The following is a 19,484-nucleotide window of genomic DNA, read 5'->3' as shown; positions in this document are numbered from 1 at the left end:
TGATGTGTTAAGTAAAGAGGGGGTGCGATCTGACTCTGCTCAAAAAAATAAGCTTATGGAAAAAATAAACGAAATCAACAAGGTTATTGCTAACTACTTTATAACGAATGCAGCGATTCGAGAGGTGCAAGCAAAGGATTTAATGACGGAATTTATCGCTGCAGGTATATTTATAAAGAAGCACCGTGACGGATCACCTATTAGAGAGGTCTTGCGAAAACTAGATGCACGAAACGAATTATATAAGATTTCATATGTGTTTGCAGATCCAAAAAAAAATACAAATTGGTTTTTCAGAAACATGGGTTGAAAAAATAGGGAAGTCTTCAAAGGAAAATACATCTTTAAAGACCCTTTTGTAACGGGTGTCGTTGTTACTTTAGGATAGACTTTCCAAAGATTGGTGATAACCTTTTCGATTTTTTTATAATCTTTTCAATGCGTGTCCGTAGTTTATGGGGCCAATGTCGATCCATGAATGGACGTTCGAAATACTTATAAAAAATTACAGATATAAATAACACAACAATCATTGTTATGGTCATATGGAACAAATAGTTTATAAGCGCAGATTTAAAAGTCACCAAACCTAAAATTCTAGATAGGCCGTATATAATGCCATAGTGTATCAAGTATATACTATAACACATGCCACCGATCGTTGTAACAATAGAATTGCAAAATATCTTATTAATGACCGTACCTTTGAAAGCTCCTATCAAAATGAGCAAAAGACATAAGTCGAATGCGAAGTGACTAATCGTATTATCAGTAAAAATAAAGATTATCGCAATAACGGTAATAATATCCCATATGAAATTGTTTTTTCTAATCCTTTCCCAATATGAACCCGTATAAATTGATGTAAAAAGAATACCAACTAAAAAATGTTGTATAAAGACGGGGATAGTCATACTTAGGTGGGGATTAGTAATAAATAGACTGTTTTCATGTAATACCACTAGCGGTATAGCAATGATGAAAGCGCACAAAAGAAAATTTCGAAGATTCTCTTTAAGAAGAAAGAAAAATGCGCTTAGAAATGGTGCGAGCATGTAGAATTGTACTTCAACTTCTAGCGACCAAGTAACTGGATTTATTGGCGACCATCGTCCGAATATTATATTGTGCAGATAAGTTATAGAACCTAAGAAATTGGAAAATAATGATTTGAAGTCATATAGATAAAGCGCGGAAAATATAAAAAATATCGTCATTGATATTAAAAACGGAGGCTCTAATCTAGTCAATCTTCTCACATAATACGTTCTTAGGTTGAGCTCGTTCATACTTCTTTTGTTTATGTAAAAATGTTTGGCAAAGAAATAGGATAGAATAAACCCACTAATACCGAAAAACAACCAGACGCCCTTCCATCCATCATTAATGATTTGATTATAGACGTCGGATTGTATATGCAACGAGGAGTCAAAAGTTCTTAAATAATTGGTGTCGGCGTGCATCAGAACAACTGGCGTAATTGCTAGGAACCGAAGTCCATCTATTTCAGGTATGAATTCTCCTTTTGAAGTAATCCGTCGTAGAGATTTTATCGATATTTTCATCTTAATTTTTCATTTGAAGTAGTGAACTAACTATCCGCTTCAATAATATATTATAACTAGTTATGATATAGGTATTAAGTCTTTCCTCTCTGCTTTTTCCCATACCGCACTTCTTTTCGTCGTGAAATATTTGAATGTTCCGACAATTACTGCATAATTCATCACACAGAAATAATAGGGGATAAAGGCAATTTTTAATTTCAATTCTTTCTTTTCTAAACGATAACCCAGGAAGGCGAGTAAATAAAAAGCCACTTGCGACCCAAGCATCAGGTTATAAATCAAGCCTTCAGCGTCAATCACAAGTAGCCCGTTCAATATAAAGGTTATAATCAATAGTAAAGGTGTGATACTCCAGCGTAAAACCCTGTGGCTTAGGTACTGAAAACTCAGTAACCCATAAGCCAAAGGGTTTAATAACGATTTTAGGTTTATAATCGATTGTATTCCGCCCGTAGCGATCCGGATTTTTCGTTTTAACTCTTCCCTGACATTGGAAGAGGATGTTTCCAGTGCGTAAGCTTCAGGCTCATAAACGATCTTGTAGCCTTGCATAGCAATCTGCATGGAGATCATAAAATCATCTAAGATCGTATCGCTAGGCACTGCCTGGTAGAGCTCCCGGCGAATGCTGAACAGCTCACCCGCTGCACCGATGGCCGTGTTCAGTTCTGAATCCCACTCCTTTAATTTGGATTCATATTTCCAGTAGAACCCTTCGCCAGCACTGCTTGCATCTGCTTTTTCGTCTGTATATATACGTTTTTCTCCCGCGACACCACCTACCTGCGGATTGGTATAATGTCTGCAGATATTGAGCAATGCGTCTTCATTTAAAAAGGTATTTGCATCTGTGAAAACCACGACGTCAGAGCTGATTAAACTCATCGATCTATGTATAGCATTTATTTTACCGCTGCGTTTTGGCTCAAATAGTAAATTAACGGCGGGGTATTCTGAGACAATCTGATTCGTAGAATCAGTCGAACCGTCGGTAACGATAATATAGTTTATCAAATGCTCTGGATAATTTAAAGCAAGGGTGTTTTCAATCTTTTGTCGGATACAGCTTTCCTCGTTGTAAGCTGCGATTAGCACACTACACGTTGGTAAGGTATTGTGGTTCTTGATAACCGCTGGTTTTTTATTTTTTAAAGCTCTTTTTATCCTTACGAAAAGGTATAACACAGCACCATAGCCAACAAAGGTGTATACTATAATACCAAAACTTATCCAGAAAAATAATTCCATCAATTAATCAATTTATACCCTAAAGTTGTGCTAGTTGTCTTGTTGCTGAAGTTCCATGCAATGGCTCTAATTACCCAAGGAATCAGGTCTTTTCGTTTTTGTAGAGCATAGCTGGCAATTGCTTTCGGACAGGCAATTGTTAAGTAAAATATGCTAAACAAAAACGTGTTGAACGCATTCGTGTTTTTTCGAATAAAGAGCATCCGGTTTCTATATAAAAAGTAGGTCTTTAAACTGCTTTCTTTTCCAACGGAGATTGATTCCTTGTGATATATCTTCGCTTTACCCGTAAACCAAATTTTCTTTCCGGTTCTCCGAAACTTTTCGCACCAATCCAGTTCTTCGTAATACAGAAAATAATTCTCTTCCATCAAGCCCACCTCATCCAGGTCTTTCCGCCGGCACATCATTGCCGCACCATGGGCATAGCCCGTTTCTTCACTGATTTGGTCGTACTGATTTGTATCAGTTTCAAGATTGCCAATACCTCTATTTCTACAGGTCAGGTAATTCATATTTGAGAAGCCTGCGTACTGTATCTTCGTTTTGTTTTCGTGATAAATAATAAGAGGGGAGAGAAGCCCTATTTGCGGATTCTTTTTAAATTCTTCAATCATGGTGGGGATCAGCCCTTCTGTTAGTTCTGTATCATTATTTAGAAAGAGCAGAAAATCTCCGGTTGCGGCCGGTACTGCTAAATTATTCCCTCCCGCAAAACCCAAGTTTTTATCTGAACGAATGTAAATAAGCTCGGGGTAGATATTCTTGAAGGTGTCTTCATGATTTATCAGACTGCCGTTGTCAACCAGAATAAGTTCTGTAGAGCCGACGTCCGTATACTTCTTAACCGACTTTAGAAAATCGATAGTCACCTGCGGTTGATTGTAATTGACCGATATGATCGTAGTTCTCTCCATTGTTTTCTGAAAATAAAGGTATTTGGAATCGCAGAAGTGGTCAATACCGACAAATAGGTATTTCCCAGATTTAAACTTATAGTTAATTGCCGGCTAACTTGTTAGAACTAAACACTGAATAAACAGTCATTATACAGTAGTTAAACAGTCCTTTTACCACAGGTTGAGGACTGTTTGAAGACTGTTTAACCACTGTTTGACCACTGTTATTCTCGGACAAGTTAATAACATTTCTAGTAGGTTTATTTTACATGGTGGATTACTGCTCAATACTTGAAAAATTTTGACTTAATGTCACTTCAGAAAATCCTGTAGGTTATAGTTTTTAAGGAGATGACATAAAATATCGCTTATTGGATACTAAAATATGATACGAATCGAGGATGACCTTTCGGAGTTTACTATTGAACAAAAACAGATGACCCAATAATATCCAAAAATTGCCGTGATTGAACCCTGAAAAAACAAGCAAGCCCAGAGGGAAAAATACAAGATAGAAGTCAATCATTAAGATCTGTAAGGGTGAATTCTTCGGGTTGATGATAATTACCGGTTTATAGCCTAAGCATTTATGGCGGAGTAACACAAATAGAAAATACAAGAGCAGTATAGGTAATATCAGCATCGGTTGTATCTTAAATGACATACCTATAAATAAAGGCAGCTCTAAAAAAAGGAGAACAAATTCAATGCGTTTTATTTCATCGGGTTTTCGTGCTGTCGCAAAGGTTCTTGTTCCTGATTCTAAATCGTTTTCCCGATCGTGAAACTGATGCCAAAGTATTCCGCGGATGCCGAATGTTAATGACCAGCCGCCAACTAAGGTGAACCAAGTCCAGTCGATGAGTGCGTTGTTCTTAAAACTAAGGCTGCTGACGATCAGGAGACTTATAAACACATGGGCGCCCAACGCATCTGCTAAAACACCCCAAAAACCTCGTTCTTTAAGACGAAAAGGTTTAAAAGAATAGAGACTGTATACGATCCAGGGTAGAATATAGAGTATAAGGGATATCAGATCAACCGACATTTGATAAGCAAAAAAGCAACCGGCTAGCAAACATACCAGTGGGGCAATGAAGCGGTATTTTGGCTGTATTTTAGCCATGCGGTTCTCCTTTCCACACCTTAGATCATCTTCCATGTCGGTGATATCATTAATTGTACTAACATAAATGGCACCTACAATAATCGATACCAAGAGGAATAATATCCATGAAATATTACTAAAAATCGAGATGTCAAGCTGAATGCAAGTGGCGTACGCAATAGCTAAAACGGGTACAATCTTATACTCCCACCATTCAGACAGACGAAATACGCGGTATATTTTACGAATCAGAGTCATATTTCATGAGTTTATCGTAGAGGGCAAGGGCCTCCAGGCAAAAGCCTGTGGTTAACTCTTCTGACCCCCAACCAACAACTTGTTTTGGTCCACTGTAAAAAAATATGGAACGCGCCCATTCTCCATTTTCAGCTTGAGATCGTAATAGAAAAGATATTCCTTCTTCTATCTCGACACCTCTGTAACCTAGGTTTATAAGTGAGCTAATAGCTAATGCAGTTTCAAGAATCGTATCGTTAAAGCCTTTATCGGGTTTGTAATGATCCAGGATATTTTCGATGATAAGCGGGTATATATTGATGAAGGCGTCGATTTTATGTTTCGCATTGCGGGAAAATAAATAGTAGAGAATAATAGGGCTACGGTACCAGCCATCGGTTTTGATGACATCCTTTTGGACGATTTGTTTGCTGATGAATTCGATAATCGGCTCGGTCGCTTTGCGTTTACCCAGAAAAGACAGAACATTCAGATTTACTCCCAGATCAACGTCATTTCGTCTACAGTCATTAATTTGCCAGAAGGCAAGCGTCTTTATTGGGCGTTTCAATTCTCGTAAGATCAAATTCCAGTACTGAGAATTGCCATTTTTTTTCATTCGAAGCGCAAACCAAGTGTATAAGACCCCGTTTCGGTTATGATTGGCTAATATGAGTTGAGAAGGATCAGGGCTATCCGTGTTTTGTGACTTCAGAAAGCTATATGCGAAGATGGTGTTATCGACATCAGGTGGAGAAATCGGGAATAATTTGTGCCATTTGGTGAAATGCTGCCAGGTACCGTATCGCATTCTCTGATAAATCAGAAAAGGAATTGTTTTGCTGTAGATGGTTTTTACCTCTTGACGTTCCTGAAGTATAAGAAGTGTATTTGCAATGATGGATGTGGGGAAAACCGTACTATCAGGCACACACCATTCCTTCATTGGGTCATCAGGCGAATAATATGTGCAAAATTCACCGTTTGGAAATTGATGGCTTACCAAATATGACAGGCCCCTGTCTATAGCTTTGGAAATATTAGTTTCCGGCGACAACTTCTCTCGTAACGGTGCTTTGCTGATCCCTAACATGATTGACCTGGTTTAACTTGGGGCTGCCGACTTGACGCTTAATTCCATTGAAAAAGATTTGAGGCGCAGCCTGGAAGGAGAACAAAATGCTGATGGAACATGCTTTCCTGAACAGATGAAATGCCTTCTTAATATCATGTTCTCTAAGAATCTTATGTTTTGAAAGCTCTACAAGACTGTAGCTATGTATCTTGTTGAGTTTCATAAGCTCTTTTTTAGATAGATGGTGTTTATGTCGACCAATAATCCGGCTGATGTCCGCGTTATAGAGCAGATCTAAGACTTCGGCCCGGGAGCGTCCGTCATAGATGTTGATATCATCAATCCTTTTCCTCCATAGCTTTTTGAGTGTGAAAGCTGCTCTGCATTTTTTGGATAGGATCATGTCTATATATAAGGCCCAATCGTCTCCGATATGGATTGCTTCGTCCCACCCTTTATGAATGGATGTTCGACGCATCACTACAGCTGACGAAGGGGAGGGGCAAGCCTGAAGGTAGAGGTCACGTAAATCATCGCTTTCAAGCTGTATCCAATTATTTTTGAGTCGGGGAAAATAAGGTTTTAGGAAAGGATCATGTTGTAAGAAATCCCAATCGTGCCCAATTTTCGCCTGTTGCATCCAGTTAGCGAATACGAAATCGAGCTGGTCTGTTTCTAACTTAAGGACACAGTCTTCTATAAAATTCGAATCCCACAGATCATCAGAGTCTAAATTGGCAATGATCTCCCCGCTAGCATGATGAAGCCCGTTATTGCGAGCGGCTGCTTGTCCGGCATGCTTTTGTCTGATGTACCGGACGGTTGGGAAATTTAAAATAGTTTTCTCAGTATCGTCCGTCGAGCCATCGTCAACCACTAAAACCTCTAAATTTTTGTAGCTCTGATTGAGAGCACTATTAATGGCATCCCCAACTTTATCGGCTCGGTTATACGTAGGAATAATTACGGACACTAGTGGTAGGTTTTTCATCTATTAGTTGTTTTAGTAGTTCTGCAAAGTTTTTCTCTGGGAGAGGGGGTACATAATCATTGATGAATGAATGGGCATTCTTGCCTAATTCTTGCCATTGATGCCTCCACAACCATGCTCGTTCCATGGCATCATCCATTGACGACGCATTGGCTTCACCAATAAAGCCCGATACGCCTTCTTCCACAAATTCAGCATTGCCTCCGGCATTGGATACGATGGCCATGCGGCCCAGCGACATGGCTTCAGCAAGCGCTAAGGGCAAGCCTTCACTCCGTGAAGGTAAAATTAGGGCGTGAAAGTTAAGCCAAAGTTTTTCGATATCTGATTGAAAATTTATGATATTGACATTTTCTAAGCTATGAAGTGCGATCATTTCTTGAAGATGAATCAGATCAGGCCCTGAGCCAACGAATGATACGGTAATCGGCCGGTCACGCCATTTACGTTGAGTTAGTATTTTTATCAAGATGTCTTGTCCCTTATCAATCAAGAAGAACCTGCCAACACAAGCTAATCTGTAGCCCGTGGACGTCGAGGGGTATAGCATAATTTCCTTTTTAACCTTTATAGGGTTAAAAACCACTGCGCTATTTTTAAGCTTCATCCCGAATTGATCCTCTGTCAAACGCAAGTTATGGTAGGATACAAAATAATTAGCCAAGGATTGCCTCAATACCTTTTGCATCCACGACTTATCCGAGTAATGCGGCCAATAAAAATCAACGGCTTTCTGAGAAATAATAGCATACGGAATATGAAGCTTAAGGCACTCCTGGGCATAACTTAATCCGTCGAAATTAATGCCTTGAGAAATAACGACAATACGTGGTCGGATCTTCTGAACTCGCTGGCTAAAATTCTGTACGAGATAGTGATTGTCGCTTTGATGGTAATGCCGATTTTTAATTCGCTTAGCCAGCGCAAGGCATTTTCGTTTTATCCTACTCAGCACTCGGTATGATGGATTGAGATCTTCGAGGACAACCCCTCTTTCAAGCATCTTTCTTACAGGATGGGATGAGCGATCATGCTGATTTTTGAAGACGACAACCTCATCGTAATCATCTTGGAGAAATGGCAGACTTCTTGACCACAGCTCTTCACTTCCGCCCCAGGCATCAAGGCAACAGGTGACGAATACTAATACATTATGCTTTACGACATTGTCTACCATTGGTTTGATTTATAATTTTAGAGGTTCTAATTCGCTGTCTTTTTTAAAAAGATTTGCGTAGTCGCCATCTTGATTTAACAGTTCTTCATCCGTTCCGGATTGACTAATTCTGCCGCCTGATAAAACATAGATATGATCTGCATTTTTAACTGCGGAATGACGGTGACTGATGATGATTGCTGCCCGGTCACCTATATGTCTTCTGAAATCATCGAAAAATTCCTTTTCTGCTTGCGCATCAAGGGCACTTGTCGCTTCATCAAAAATAAGAAGGCGGGCATCGGAATAGAGACAACGAGCATTGGCGAGTTTTTGCCATTGACCGATACTTACTTCATGGCCATTATCGAAGATCCTTCCCATCATATTATCATATTGTTTTGGAAATTTCTCGATAAACACATTAGCACCCGACTTTTCGGCAGCCTCTTTGATTTCAGTGAGCTTAAATTCTTTCTCGAGATTCCCGAAGCGGATATTGTCGGCTGCGCTTACCTGATACTTGGCGAAATCTTGGAATACCATGCCTATCTGCTTGCGGTAATCTTTGCTTGCATAATTTCGAATGTCTTTCCCATCCATTAAAATCTGACCTGCTTGTGGGTCGTAGAAGCGACACAGCATTTTAATAAGGGTAGTTTTTCCTGCTCCGTTCATCCCCACAATTGAGATGATTTGGCGTGATTTGACTTTAAAGGAGATGTCTTGTAAGACTTTTTTACTTGTATTGGGATAAGAGAAATTCACGTTTTTAAATTCAAAATTCACCGGTAGATGAGTTTTGACAGGTTCAGCTCTTTGTGGCTCCTGCAAGGATGGTTTGAGTTCAAAGAGTTCGAAAATGCTGTTGATGAATATATTGTGGTGATACAATGTAGAAATATGGGTAGATAAGTTTTGAAGCAGGGTGAATGATTGTGGAAAAATAACCAGGAACACCGTAATATCGCCAATACTATTGGTTCGCGAACCAAGAATGATGTAGGCTATGCAGGAAAAAAATCCGATGCTGGACAAACTAGCGGTAATCACTTCGTTTTTTGTACGATCTTTGCTGATTTTTAGTTTTTCACCTAGTAGGGTCATTCTGACCTTCATAAAGGCATTTTTGAAATATTTTCCGAGATCATAACTTCTGACTTCTTTAGCATGCTGTTCAGTGGTAATAAGGGTACTGTAATACTGCGACTGACGCTCAAGCGGAGTCTGCCTGATTCTCCAGGCATTGAATTTGTCTGCAAAACTGATACGCACCAACATGGTTGGGATTACGAAGAGGGCAAGAATGGGCAGTAGTGTCCAGTCGATAGTTATCAAAACCATGCCGAAAGCGACTAGGGACATGATGGTCTTTAGTATTTCAAAAAGTGTATTAATTACGGCAACGGGTCTGTCAGATCCGGCATTTAATGCACGGTTCAGCATATCGTAATAATCTGGACTTTCGTAGAATGCCAGATCAAGTGCAATTGTTTTTTCATGGATTTCATCGCTGATGTGTTCTGCAATTGTTTGAGACTGAACCTCAGAGATATAAACAGACAACGATTTAATGGCGATATAGGCAATTCCGGAAACCGCCGCTAAAATAAGGCTGTTGATAACTTCAGGATTGCCTATATTATCGGTATTTTCCGATACAGTATCAATCAATAGTTTTAAAGCATAGAGTGATACGAAGAAAATACCCGTTTCTATTAAAATACAACCTAGCGAAATTAATGTTTTTTTTGGTGAGACCTTCCATATAAATTTTAAGATATGAAGAACGTTAAGGTTCGACTTGATGACGCGAATACGTCTAGCAGCTGCCCTGATCATCTTTTTTGTGATTTGTTGTTACTGTTACCAGGTATAATATTTGACTGTTTTTAGGTGCCTTGGGTAGGCAATCGTTCCAACACAATCCTGACTGATATCAAAGCTCACAACCTGTAGATCTTCGTGGAGATCTAACCCAGATTCCGTTATTGATCGGGTTCCATCCATGCTTGGAACAATGATTAGGTTGTCGATAATACCTTGCCCCGTATATTTTAATAGGGCTTCTTTCCGTGTCCATTGAAGAAAGAAGTTTCGCCGGCTATTTTTAGAATCTGCTAAAATAAATTGATTTTCGTCTCCTGCGAAACATGATTCCAGAAGGCTCTTATAGTCAAACTTTGGGTTGATTTTTTCGATATCAATGCCAGTTTCTGTTTTAGACAAGGAGATTAAAATATACTCACCTGAATAGGAAAGATTAAATTTTAAATTATCATTCTTATGTATTGTAGGCTTTGTCCCCGATGCTCCAAACTCAATATCTAATGCTGATATGTCAAGGTATTTACTTAATAAGATCCTTAAAACCATTCTCCCTGTTAAATAACTGCGGAAGTCATCCTCCCAGTGAAAGTTTTTAGCTTTTTCATACTCTTTAGAATTTAGAATATGTCGGTATTCCTTAAATAGAGAGCAAAAATGTTCCGGTACCTTTATTTTCCATATATGGACGGTGTTGTCTAGATCGGTGTCTGCGATAGAGTCATTTTTTTGCCAAATAATACTTGGAATAAATTGTGTTCGGATTTCTATCGGGTCAATCATTACTGCATTCATGAAATATTGTTATAGCATTAGAATTAAGGTAAAGGTATCTTGACAGCCAGATTCTTACAATACCAATTAATAGGTATAATTCCATAGCGTAATGATTTAGTATTTATCAAGTTTCCTATGCATTTACTCTTGCATATTGAGTATTAATAGCAGTTTGTAAAATTCTAGAGAATTTTTTATTATTAGGTGATAATAAGAATGTTTTGTGGTCACCCGGAACCTCGTATACCCTAACTCCTTTTAGTGCATATTTTTTCCATCCATAATATTTTCCATCATCAAGAAAATATAATCTTTTTTGAGTTTTAAATAAATGCACCTCAACATCCATCGGACTCATTTTATAGTTCTCGTATGCAATATCATAGCTGCGGTTTATTTCAGCGTCATAGGTAAAAAACTCATCGTTTACAACATAGTTGTGTGAGAAAATGTTTTTTATCTTGTTTTGGATGAATACCCATTGGTATCTTACTGTTTCAAATGGATTGTGTAGGAAAGATCTAGTTATAAAACCAAACTTAATAAATTGCCTAGTTATTTTCCGCAGTATCCTGTTTCCTTTATCTTCTCGTTTGTCTCTTCCACCACAGTAAGTATCAAGAATAGCTATAAATTCGATCTTTTTACCCATGGCTATCAGCTGCCTAGCCATTTCATATGCTAGGAGTCCCCCGAACGAATATCCACCCAGAATATAAGGGCCAGTGGGGTTGCTTTCTAATATTTCAGAAATATAGTGTTGAGCTAAATCCTCCATTGTGTATAATAGCTTCTCTTTCCTGCCGTCTAATCCTAATGCTTGAAGTGCATATATTGGTTGATTCTTATCCATATATTTAGCAAGTGGTTCGAATGTGAGTACATTTAGCCCTCCTCCATGTACCAGGTATATAGGTGTCTTACTTCCGGTTGATTTGATTGTTACCAGAGAGTTCCATCTTACCTTTTCAGGATTGCCGTCGATAACTGAAGCTAACTTTTCGATCGTTGGTCGTTCGAATAAAATAGCCAGGGGTAGTCGTGTTCCTTTTTCTTTTTCGATTGCAAGAATTACCTTAACGGCTAAGATAGAATGGCCACCTAACTCGAAAAAATTATCGTCTGTACTAATGTTGTTGATCCCTAGCGTTTTCTTCCAAACTTTTAATAAAAAAGATTCATTTGAATTTTGAGGACTCTTGATTTCCTTCATTTTATTAGTATTGGAAAACTCGGTAATCGATGGTAATGCCAAACGATTAATCTTGCCGGAAGGTGTTTTGGGCATTTGACCCAGTCGAACAAACTCGTGCGGCATCATGTACTCTGGAAGGTTGTTTTTTAAAGTAAACCTCCATTCCTTGATTTTCGCATCATTGTCATTTGCGTAATCATGTATGTTGTTTAGGGTGTAGTAAGCCACCAAACGTTTGTTCCCAATTTGATCTTCCTGTACCTTAACGGCTGCTTGTGTAATTTCCGGTATCCGGGTCAATTCAGCTTCAATTTCACCTAACTCCACACGATATCCTCTAATTTTGACTTGGCTGTCGATCCTTCCTAAGTACTCAATATTACCATCGGGTAAATATCGGGCCAAGTCGCCCGTGCGATATATGCGGTGGTAGTGGTCACCGACTTGCCAAATAATAAATTTTCCATTCGTGGCTTCCGGCATATTGAGGTAACCTGATGATAAACAAGTTCCGATAATACACAGTTCGCCAGCTGTCCCTGGGTAAACTTCCTTTAATTGAGTGTCTAAAATCACAATATTGGTATTATTGATCGGTCTCCCAATTGATGGTAAGGTTGGCCAATTTGTTGGTTCTCCAGTCAAGGTAAATTGACTGACAACATGTGCCTCTGTAGGGCCATATTGATTGAATAGTTTTGCCGAAGGTATCTTTGAAAAGAATTTGATAAGCTGTGGCGTAATTTTTAACTGTTCTCCTGCCGTCATTACTTCCTTTAACTCTAGGGGAAATGTATTTGTATCGACAGCATTTTCAGCGAGCGCCTGCAACGCTACAAATGGTAAAAATATCCTTTCAACTTTTTTAGCAATGATTTGATCCAATAGAGCTAAGCCGTCTAACCGTTCTTCATTTGTAATGAGCTCTAGGGTTCCACCTGTAGTTAAGGTTGAGAAAATTTCTTGGAATGAAACGTCGAAAGTAATAGGGGAGAATTGCAGTGTTTTCGTTCCTTGTATTGCGGTGGAATTTTGCGCTTGCCATAAGAGAAGATTAGTCATTGCTTTTTGCCCCATGCAAACCCCTTTTGGTTGACCGGTAGAACCCGATGTATGAAGTATGAAAATTAGATTATATTCATCATATTGCATGTCAAGGTTCTTTTTGCTTCGACTTTGACACACCCTCATGCAGTCATTAATATCAAACATAGGGATATCCGACCTTGAAAAGTTAAGACAATCGTCCGACTTGATGACACATTTCGGTTGAACATTTCGTAGAATTCTCTCTATTCTTTCTTTCGGGAAAGTAATGTCTATTGGAACATAGACAGCGCCAGCTTTTACGATTGCTAGAACGGAGATGATCATTTCTATTGAACGATCCATAGCTATTGCTACTTTATCGCCCTCCTGTACTCCTTTTTCAAGTAATAAGTGAGCGAGCTGATTTGTACGCTCATTCAGAGTTTTATAAGTGATTGATTCCTTATTGAAACGTATGGCGGTTGCAGATGAAAATTTGTTGAAAGAGCTCTTCAATAAATCGTAAATAGATTGATTTACTGGTTGAATATCGTTCGCGAGTGACTTAGAAGGTAAAGGATAAAGTTCGACATCTTTAATAAGTATAGCTGGATTGTCACAAACTTGCTTCATAATATGTTCAAAAAGCTGATGGAAATAGCGAATTGTCCTGCTATTATACAAGTCCGCGTTGTAGTCCCAACGAAAAAACATCCCCGAATCTAAATCATCGACATTGATAGCGATTTCAAATGTCTCATATAATTTCTTTTGAGCGATTGGCTCGACTGTTAGGTTGTGGAATTGAAGCCCATAGGGCTCCGATTGAATATTGAGAACGACAGGTGTAAGTGGGATTCTCGATGGATCCCGAGTTACATTTAGCTTGTTGACCAGAGAGCTAAATGTTAGCTCACTAAAGTCATACGCGTTGAGCAAATAATCACGACGTGAATGTAAGTAGTCTAAGAAAGAAGATTCGATATTAATATCAGCTTTAATCGGAAGGAGATTCACACAATGTCCAACGAGTGTTGGGTTCTTTGCACTTAACTGCCCCGCTGTGGGAAGACCACTTACGATAGTTTCTTGTCCAGAAACACGATGTAAAAATATTTCCAAAACAGCTCTCAAGGAGATGGCACTGCTGCAACCGGACTTAAATCCAATCTTTCTAAATTTATCGGCGAGGCTCGGTTGAATTTTATAGAACTCACGAGAGCCGTTATAACTTCTCTTAATTGATCTGGAAGAGTCGGTTGGTATATCCAGAACAGGCACCTCACTCTTAAATTGGTCTGCCCAAAAACGTTGCACTTCATCATAATGAGGAGATTGATAAAACTCTTGTTTTGAAAGTGCGTAGTCAGCAAAGGATTCCGCTGAAGGTAGATTTGCGGTGTTGCCTTGTACATAGCTGTCATATAAAACGGTCAGTTCGTTCATTATTAAACTACTGGAAAATCCATCGCAAATAATATGGTGAAATGTGACAGCTAAAAAATGTTGGTCTTCTTTCTCCTTTATTAAATTGGCTTTAAATAATGGACCCTTACTCAAATCTAAAACAGTATCAGAATTGGCTACAATGAGATTTTCGATGAATATATTGCGGTCTTCAGGTGTGAGATCTGAAATGTCTTGATAAATATAAGCCACTTCTTGGTAGTCTCTGATAATCATGCCTGTGCCGTCTTCGTTAAACGTAGCTCTCAGGGATTCATGCCGATCGACAAGCGTTTGCAGTGCTTTTTCCATCGCAGTCCGATCCAATGATCCGGAAAATCGATATGAAAATGAAATGTTATAGGATTTGCTAGCATCGTCTTCCCCTAGCATACAAGCTACCCAGATCTCTTTTTGGGGTTCAATAGCTGGAACTGTTTTAGTCGGGGAGTCAGTTCCCTTGAGACTTTTTGATAGATCATTGGGAAGTGATTCATTTTGCAAATGATTTTTGTTATCGACATATTCTGCGAGCTTGCCAATACTAGAATTCTGAAATAATGCACTAATAGGGAGTCGAATCCCTGTCTCCTTTTCTAAGTCAAGCATCAATCGCACGGCGATGAGAGAGTGGCCGCCTAGCTCGAAGAAATTACTGTGTATATCAACGGAGGTAAGATCAAGATGTTTGCACCAAAGGTCATGGATCAACTGTTCAGTTGCATTGCCGGGTTTCGCTTGGCTAGATTGTGTCTCAGTTGAGATTTTTGCTGGCTGAGGTAGGCTCTTGCGATCTATTTTTCCGTTTTCCGTTGTAGGAAAGCGGTTAAGTGCAATCAGAGCATTTGGGATCATGAATTCGGGAAGGTATGCTTTCAACGTATTTCTCCAAAGATGGATTTGATGGTCAGGTATGTTTAGAATCTCGACGGTATCTTTTTTTATTCGTAAATATTCTTTTTCTGAAGTTATAACCAGTTGTGAAGGTGCATCAGGTAAGCATTCGCCGAAACGAAAAGGGATAAACACGACTTCGATATTTCCATCTGAGGCATCGTTGGCCCATCGGATATGAGTTTTAAAACCCCGCTGTTCACCCAGACGCCATAGTTCCGTAGGGTTAATTCCTGTAGGATTTATGGCTCGCAGTTTCCCTTTGATGGTTTTAACAGTATCGTTCTTATCTAAGGTTCTAACGATTTGGCTTAGTGCGTAATCTTTTACAACACGTTGGTTTGGTATATCTCGTATTAAAATGACTTTATTGCTATGGTCACTTAACAAAGTGTCAATAGATTCTAAAGAGCTTCTTTCATGCCATGTCTCGACGATATCATTTGCAACTGTTCTTGGTACGCTTTCACCTTTGTATAACCAAATATCGTAGTGGCATTTGGTTGCTTCGTTTGAATAGTCTCCTCCGCGAATTTGCACGTCAACAGCTGTGATATTGGGGATAAGTTGGGGCAAGAAATAAAAGAAACCTGGATCGATGGATATCTCTTCTTCTTTCTCAGTTTGGTACCTGACTATTTTTTCAAACTCATCAACTGTCACCTGATCTTGCAGAAGTGCGAGTTGCTCGGTAGCAAAGTGCATGCTGATCGCACTGAGCGTTTGCGAGTCTCCAATATGAATGCAGCCTCCATCTCGAAGGTGGTCAACAGCGGTTTCAAGAACTTTAACAAGGTATTCCAAGGTAGGAAAATATTGAACAACCCCATGGAAAAAAATAAGATCAAAGTCTTTTTCTTGGATGGATGAGAAGTCATCAGCAGGTGCTCTAAATGCGTTTACGTGTTTCCACCTTTCCTTATTCAAAGCCAACTTGTCATTTAACTTGCTGATTGCAACATCAGAATAATCCGTGGCGATATATTTTTCGACATTGGGTGCCAATTCAAAAAGAAGGTGCCCACCTCCGGTACCTAGCTCAAGGATCTTTTTCGCTTTTAGTGCACGAATGCGTTTTAGCCCTTCTTGGGTCCACTCACGACCATGTTCTTTGATGTCTTCTTGGTTATTGTATTGGGAAATAATAGCGATATCTAGATTTTGATCTTCCAATGGGACTGACTCCTCACTTTTTATACCTAACGTATAGAGGTCATCCCATCGTTCCATCCAGCCGGAACTGTCTTTTTCATCTGGGACAACATACGCTAGTAGTTGTTGATTGTCTTTATCATCTCCCTCTGCAATGACGACCGCTTCCTTGATACCAGCCTGCTGACTTAAATTATATTCGATCTCACCGAGCTCGATTCGATGACCTCTTATTTTAACTTGAGCATCGGCACGACCGAGGCAAACGACCTCGCCATTAGGAAGACGATAACCGAGGTCACCGGTTTGATAGATCTTGGTTCCGGGTTTGAAAGGATTTGGAAGAAATTTTTGATCGCTAAGGTCAGGGCGGTTAAGATAACCATCGGCCAGGCAGTCGCCGGCTATGTACAATTCTCCAGAAGTGCCTAAGGGCACAGGAGACAGATGTTCATCTAGAATGTATAGTTGGGTATTGGCAATGGGATTGCCAATGGTAATTAATTCATCGGAAGCATTTAGTTTTTTTATGCTAGCCCAAATGGTGGCTTCAGTGGGGCCATAACCGTTCCAAACCTCTGAACTCTTCAGAAGAAGTGTTTCAGCAAGATCTTTGGGGAAGGCTTCACCCGTACAAATAACTTTCAAAGGTAGTTTCTGGTTCCATCCGGCAGCGAGCATCATCCTCCACGTTAATGGGGTGGCTTGCATGATGCTGATACCTTTGTTTTGGACAATATCAAGGAGGGACCGGCCGTCTCTGGTTGAGTGGGTGTCTGCAAGGTAAACAGATGCTCCGGAAATAAGCGGGAGGAAGATTTCGGTGGCAGCAATGTCAAACGATATGGTGCTAACTGCCAGCAAAACATCGTTCTCTTTAATGCCGGGCTCTTTTTGTACGCTTAACAGGAAATTTGTTAAACTAGGGTGCTTTATTTGTACTCCTTTTGGTTTGCCGGTTGAGCCCGATGTGTAAAGGAGATAAGCTGTGCGATCGGTGGTCAGGTTGAGCGACGGATAGGAACTGGATGTATCTTGGAGGTTAAGTAGTAAATCTTCAATAATGAGCATCGTCGTCGAAGTATGTAGAGTGGCCTGTTGCGTTTGAGAAACAAGAGCATATTTTGCCCCGGAGTCTTCTAGCATAAACTTGATTCTTCCTTCGGGATACTGGGGGTCAAGTGGTAGATAAGCGGCACCTGACTTGATAATACCTAATAAGACGATGATCATTTCAGGAGACCGGTCGGCAACTAATGCTATAATATCGTTTTCTTTGACTCCTTGGTTGATCAGGTAATGAGCAATCTGGTTCGACTGTTGGTTAAGCTGAGTGTAGCTTACTTCTTGATCATTGAAAATGATGGCTGCCTTTGAAGGGTATTTGATGGCGGTTTCATTAATTAGATCAGCTACGGTTTTGTTCTTCGGATAAGTAATAACTGTGTTATTCCATTGATCAAGGTCTTTTAATAGGCTCCTGTTTCGGGAAATGTGGATGTCTTTGATTTTTATAGATGGTTCTGCTATTAAACATTCGAGTAAGCTCTGAAATTCACCCATCATTCTTTCGATCGTGTCGGAAGTAAAGAGGAGCGAGTTGTAAGACCATTCAAAATTGAGTTTTTGTTCGGTTCCTGTAATATTCAGGAAGATTTCAAAATTCTCATAAGCACGTGGATCAGAAAATAGTTCATGCTCTAGACCACTAAACGAAACATTAGCATCCATTCCCATATCGACATTGAAGATGACGGGGACTAAAGGTACGCGGGAACTATCGCGGGCAATATTGAGTTTTTGAAGGAGGCTGCTAAAGGTAAATTGCTGATGATCATATGCGTCCAGAATCTCTGATTTTCTTTTTTCGAGATAATCTAAAAAGCGTTCGCTGCCCGTTATTTTACTGCGCAAGGGGAGTAGGTTAACACAATGTCCTACGAGTTCATAATTGCCGGTAGCAGATTGACCCGACGCTGGCAGACCAAGAACAATGTCATTCTGTTTCGTCAACAGGTATAGGTAACTTTCAAATGCGGATATGAGGGTTGTTATGAGGCTGGCTTTCTTTTGTAAACCTAGATTTTTTAGCGATTCGATGATGTTTTTAGAAACTGAAAAATCGGCTCGGTGGCTTTTAAATGTACGAACTTGGGGACGGACACGATCGGTCGGTAAATTTAGTATTGGCACATCGTTGTACTGATTCAACCAAAAAGCTTCTATCTCCCTATATTCATTTGAAGAGGTATGTTCTTGAATTTCTTGGGCATAATGGCTATATGGGATCGGGGTTTCAAGCGTGATTTTTTTATTTCCGACAAGAGAATTGTAGATGGCGCTGAGATTCTCTAATATAATACCAAATGACCATCCGTCACAAACAAGGTGATGAGCACTAATTTTCAGTATGTGTTCTTGTTCTGTGGTTTTTATTAAATAGGTTCGTAATAAAGGGCCGCGGACGAGGTCAAACACTGACTCAGCGTCGATTTTATGAAGTTTGTCGAGTTCCTTTTGCTGATTTTCCGGATTTTCTTCGGAGAGATCTCGATAAGTATGGCTGACTGGGAATGGCTTGTAGATACAAATGGATTTTCCATCCGGACTAAATGTGGAGCGTAAAATTTCATGACGATCTTGTAAGGTATTGATAGCACTTTTAATGGCCTGTGTGTTTAGGTCGCCTTTTAGCTTCAGAGAGATAGATTCGTTATAAGATCGGTTGGCATCGTCACCGCCCATGATGCAGGAAAGCCAGATCTCTAATTGTGATTGAGTTGTAGGAATGACTTTAACCAGTTTTGGTCCGGCAAATGGGTCGAAATCTACTTCTTGTAAATCAATTGTCTTGTTGTCTATATTTTGTGTGAGTTCCATTG

General features: G+C 39.6%; 11 protein-coding genes. 1 reads left to right on the top strand and 10 read right to left on the bottom strand.

Translation table 11 applies throughout. The annotated features are described in order from the left end of the window. The first annotated feature begins 55 nt into the window (after window positions 1–55). Window positions 56–310, top strand: a complete 255-nt coding sequence (locus D3P12_RS13445) for a hypothetical protein (protein WP_157970353.1) — start codon at window positions 56–58, stop codon at window positions 308–310. A 64-nt stretch (window positions 311–374) separates the two neighbouring features. On the opposite strand, the gene D3P12_RS15825 is transcribed toward D3P12_RS13445, so the two are convergent. From D3P12_RS15825 to D3P12_RS13395, 10 genes are all read right to left on the bottom strand, one after another. Further along, a complete protein-coding gene (locus tag D3P12_RS15825) occupies window positions 375–1,565 on the bottom strand; it encodes an acyltransferase family protein (RefSeq protein ID WP_118196324.1) in 1,191 nt (396 codons plus the stop codon). Between the two features lie 60 nt (window positions 1,566–1,625). Then, a complete protein-coding gene (locus tag D3P12_RS13435; protein WP_118196322.1) occupies window positions 1,626–2,816 on the bottom strand; it encodes a glycosyltransferase family 2 protein in 1,191 nt (396 codons plus the stop codon). Beyond that, entirely contained in the window at window positions 2,816–3,733 is a 918-nt protein-coding gene (locus D3P12_RS13430; protein WP_118196320.1) for a glycosyltransferase family 2 protein, read from the bottom strand. The genes D3P12_RS13435 and D3P12_RS13430 overlap by 1 nt, the downstream gene beginning before the upstream one ends. 325 nt (window positions 3,734–4,058) lie before the next feature. After that, window positions 4,059–5,081, bottom strand: a complete 1,023-nt coding sequence (locus tag D3P12_RS13425) for a UbiA family prenyltransferase (protein ID WP_118196318.1) — start codon at window positions 5,079–5,081, stop codon at window positions 4,059–4,061. Further along, window positions 5,065–6,153 carry a prenyltransferase/squalene oxidase repeat-containing protein gene (locus tag D3P12_RS13420; protein ID WP_157970352.1) on the bottom strand — a complete coding sequence of 363 codons (1,089 nt, stop codon included), beginning with the start codon at window positions 6,151–6,153 and terminating at the stop codon, window positions 5,065–5,067. The genes D3P12_RS13425 and D3P12_RS13420 overlap by 17 nt, the downstream gene beginning before the upstream one ends. After that, complete coding sequence (locus D3P12_RS13415; protein WP_118196314.1) at window positions 6,101–7,126, bottom strand: glycosyltransferase family 2 protein; 1,026 nt, start codon at window positions 7,124–7,126, stop codon at window positions 6,101–6,103. Before D3P12_RS13415 ends, D3P12_RS13420 begins: the two co-directional genes overlap by 53 nt. Continuing rightward, the gene (locus tag D3P12_RS13410) at window positions 7,083–8,303 is read right to left on the bottom strand and encodes a glycosyltransferase (protein WP_118196312.1); all 1,221 of its coding nucleotides are present in this window, start codon (window positions 8,301–8,303) and stop codon (window positions 7,083–7,085) included. The genes D3P12_RS13415 and D3P12_RS13410 overlap by 44 nt, the downstream gene beginning before the upstream one ends. A gap of 9 nt (window positions 8,304–8,312) precedes the next feature. Beyond that, the gene (locus D3P12_RS13405) at window positions 8,313–10,124 is read right to left on the bottom strand and encodes an ABC transporter ATP-binding protein (protein WP_118196310.1); all 1,812 of its coding nucleotides are present in this window, start codon (window positions 10,122–10,124) and stop codon (window positions 8,313–8,315) included. Between the two features lie 24 nt (window positions 10,125–10,148). After that, window positions 10,149–10,904 carry a 4'-phosphopantetheinyl transferase family protein gene (locus tag D3P12_RS13400; RefSeq protein WP_118196308.1) on the bottom strand — a complete coding sequence of 252 codons (756 nt, stop codon included), beginning with the start codon at window positions 10,902–10,904 and terminating at the stop codon, window positions 10,149–10,151. Window positions 10,905–11,019: 115 nt separating this feature from the next. Further along, window positions 11,020–19,482, bottom strand: coding sequence for a non-ribosomal peptide synthetase (locus tag D3P12_RS13395; protein WP_165438742.1), 8,463 nt, complete (start codon window positions 19,480–19,482; stop codon window positions 11,020–11,022). Window positions 19,483–19,484: the final 2 nt, after the last annotated feature.

This window comes from Pedobacter indicus (genome assembly GCF_003449035.1).
Classification (GTDB): Bacteria; Bacteroidota; Bacteroidia; order Sphingobacteriales; family Sphingobacteriaceae; genus Albibacterium; species Albibacterium indicum.
Note: the sequence above shows the minus strand (reverse complement) of the source record. Positions and strands in the feature narration are given on the sequence as shown.

Bases quoted from the DNA above. Each gene is read 5' to 3' on its own strand.
- D3P12_RS13445 (WP_157970353.1), top strand. From the start codon at position 56: ATGGAAAAAATAAACGAAATCAACAAGGTTATTGCTAACTACTTTATA.
- D3P12_RS15825 (WP_118196324.1), bottom strand. From the start codon at position 1,565: ATGAAAATATCGATAAAATCTCTACGACGGATTACTTCAAAAGGAGAA.
- D3P12_RS13435 (WP_118196322.1), bottom strand. From the start codon at position 2,816: ATGGAATTATTTTTCTGGATAAGTTTTGGTATTATAGTATACACCTTT.
- D3P12_RS13430 (WP_118196320.1), bottom strand. From the start codon at position 3,733: ATGGAGAGAACTACGATCATATCGGTCAATTACAATCAACCGCAGGTG.
- D3P12_RS13425 (WP_118196318.1), bottom strand. From the start codon at position 5,081: ATGACTCTGATTCGTAAAATATACCGCGTATTTCGTCTGTCTGAATGG.
- D3P12_RS13420 (WP_157970352.1), bottom strand. From the start codon at position 6,153: ATGTTAGGGATCAGCAAAGCACCGTTACGAGAGAAGTTGTCGCCGGAA.
- D3P12_RS13415 (WP_118196314.1), bottom strand. From the start codon at position 7,126: ATGAAAAACCTACCACTAGTGTCCGTAATTATTCCTACGTATAACCGA.
- D3P12_RS13410 (WP_118196312.1), bottom strand. From the start codon at position 8,303: ATGGTAGACAATGTCGTAAAGCATAATGTATTAGTATTCGTCACCTGT.
- D3P12_RS13405 (WP_118196310.1), bottom strand. From the start codon at position 10,124: ATGATCAGGGCAGCTGCTAGACGTATTCGCGTCATCAAGTCGAACCTT.
- D3P12_RS13400 (WP_118196308.1), bottom strand. From the start codon at position 10,904: ATGAATGCAGTAATGATTGACCCGATAGAAATCCGAACACAATTTATT.
- D3P12_RS13395 (WP_165438742.1), bottom strand. From the start codon at position 19,482: ATGGAACTCACACAAAATATAGACAACAAGACAATTGATTTACAAGAA.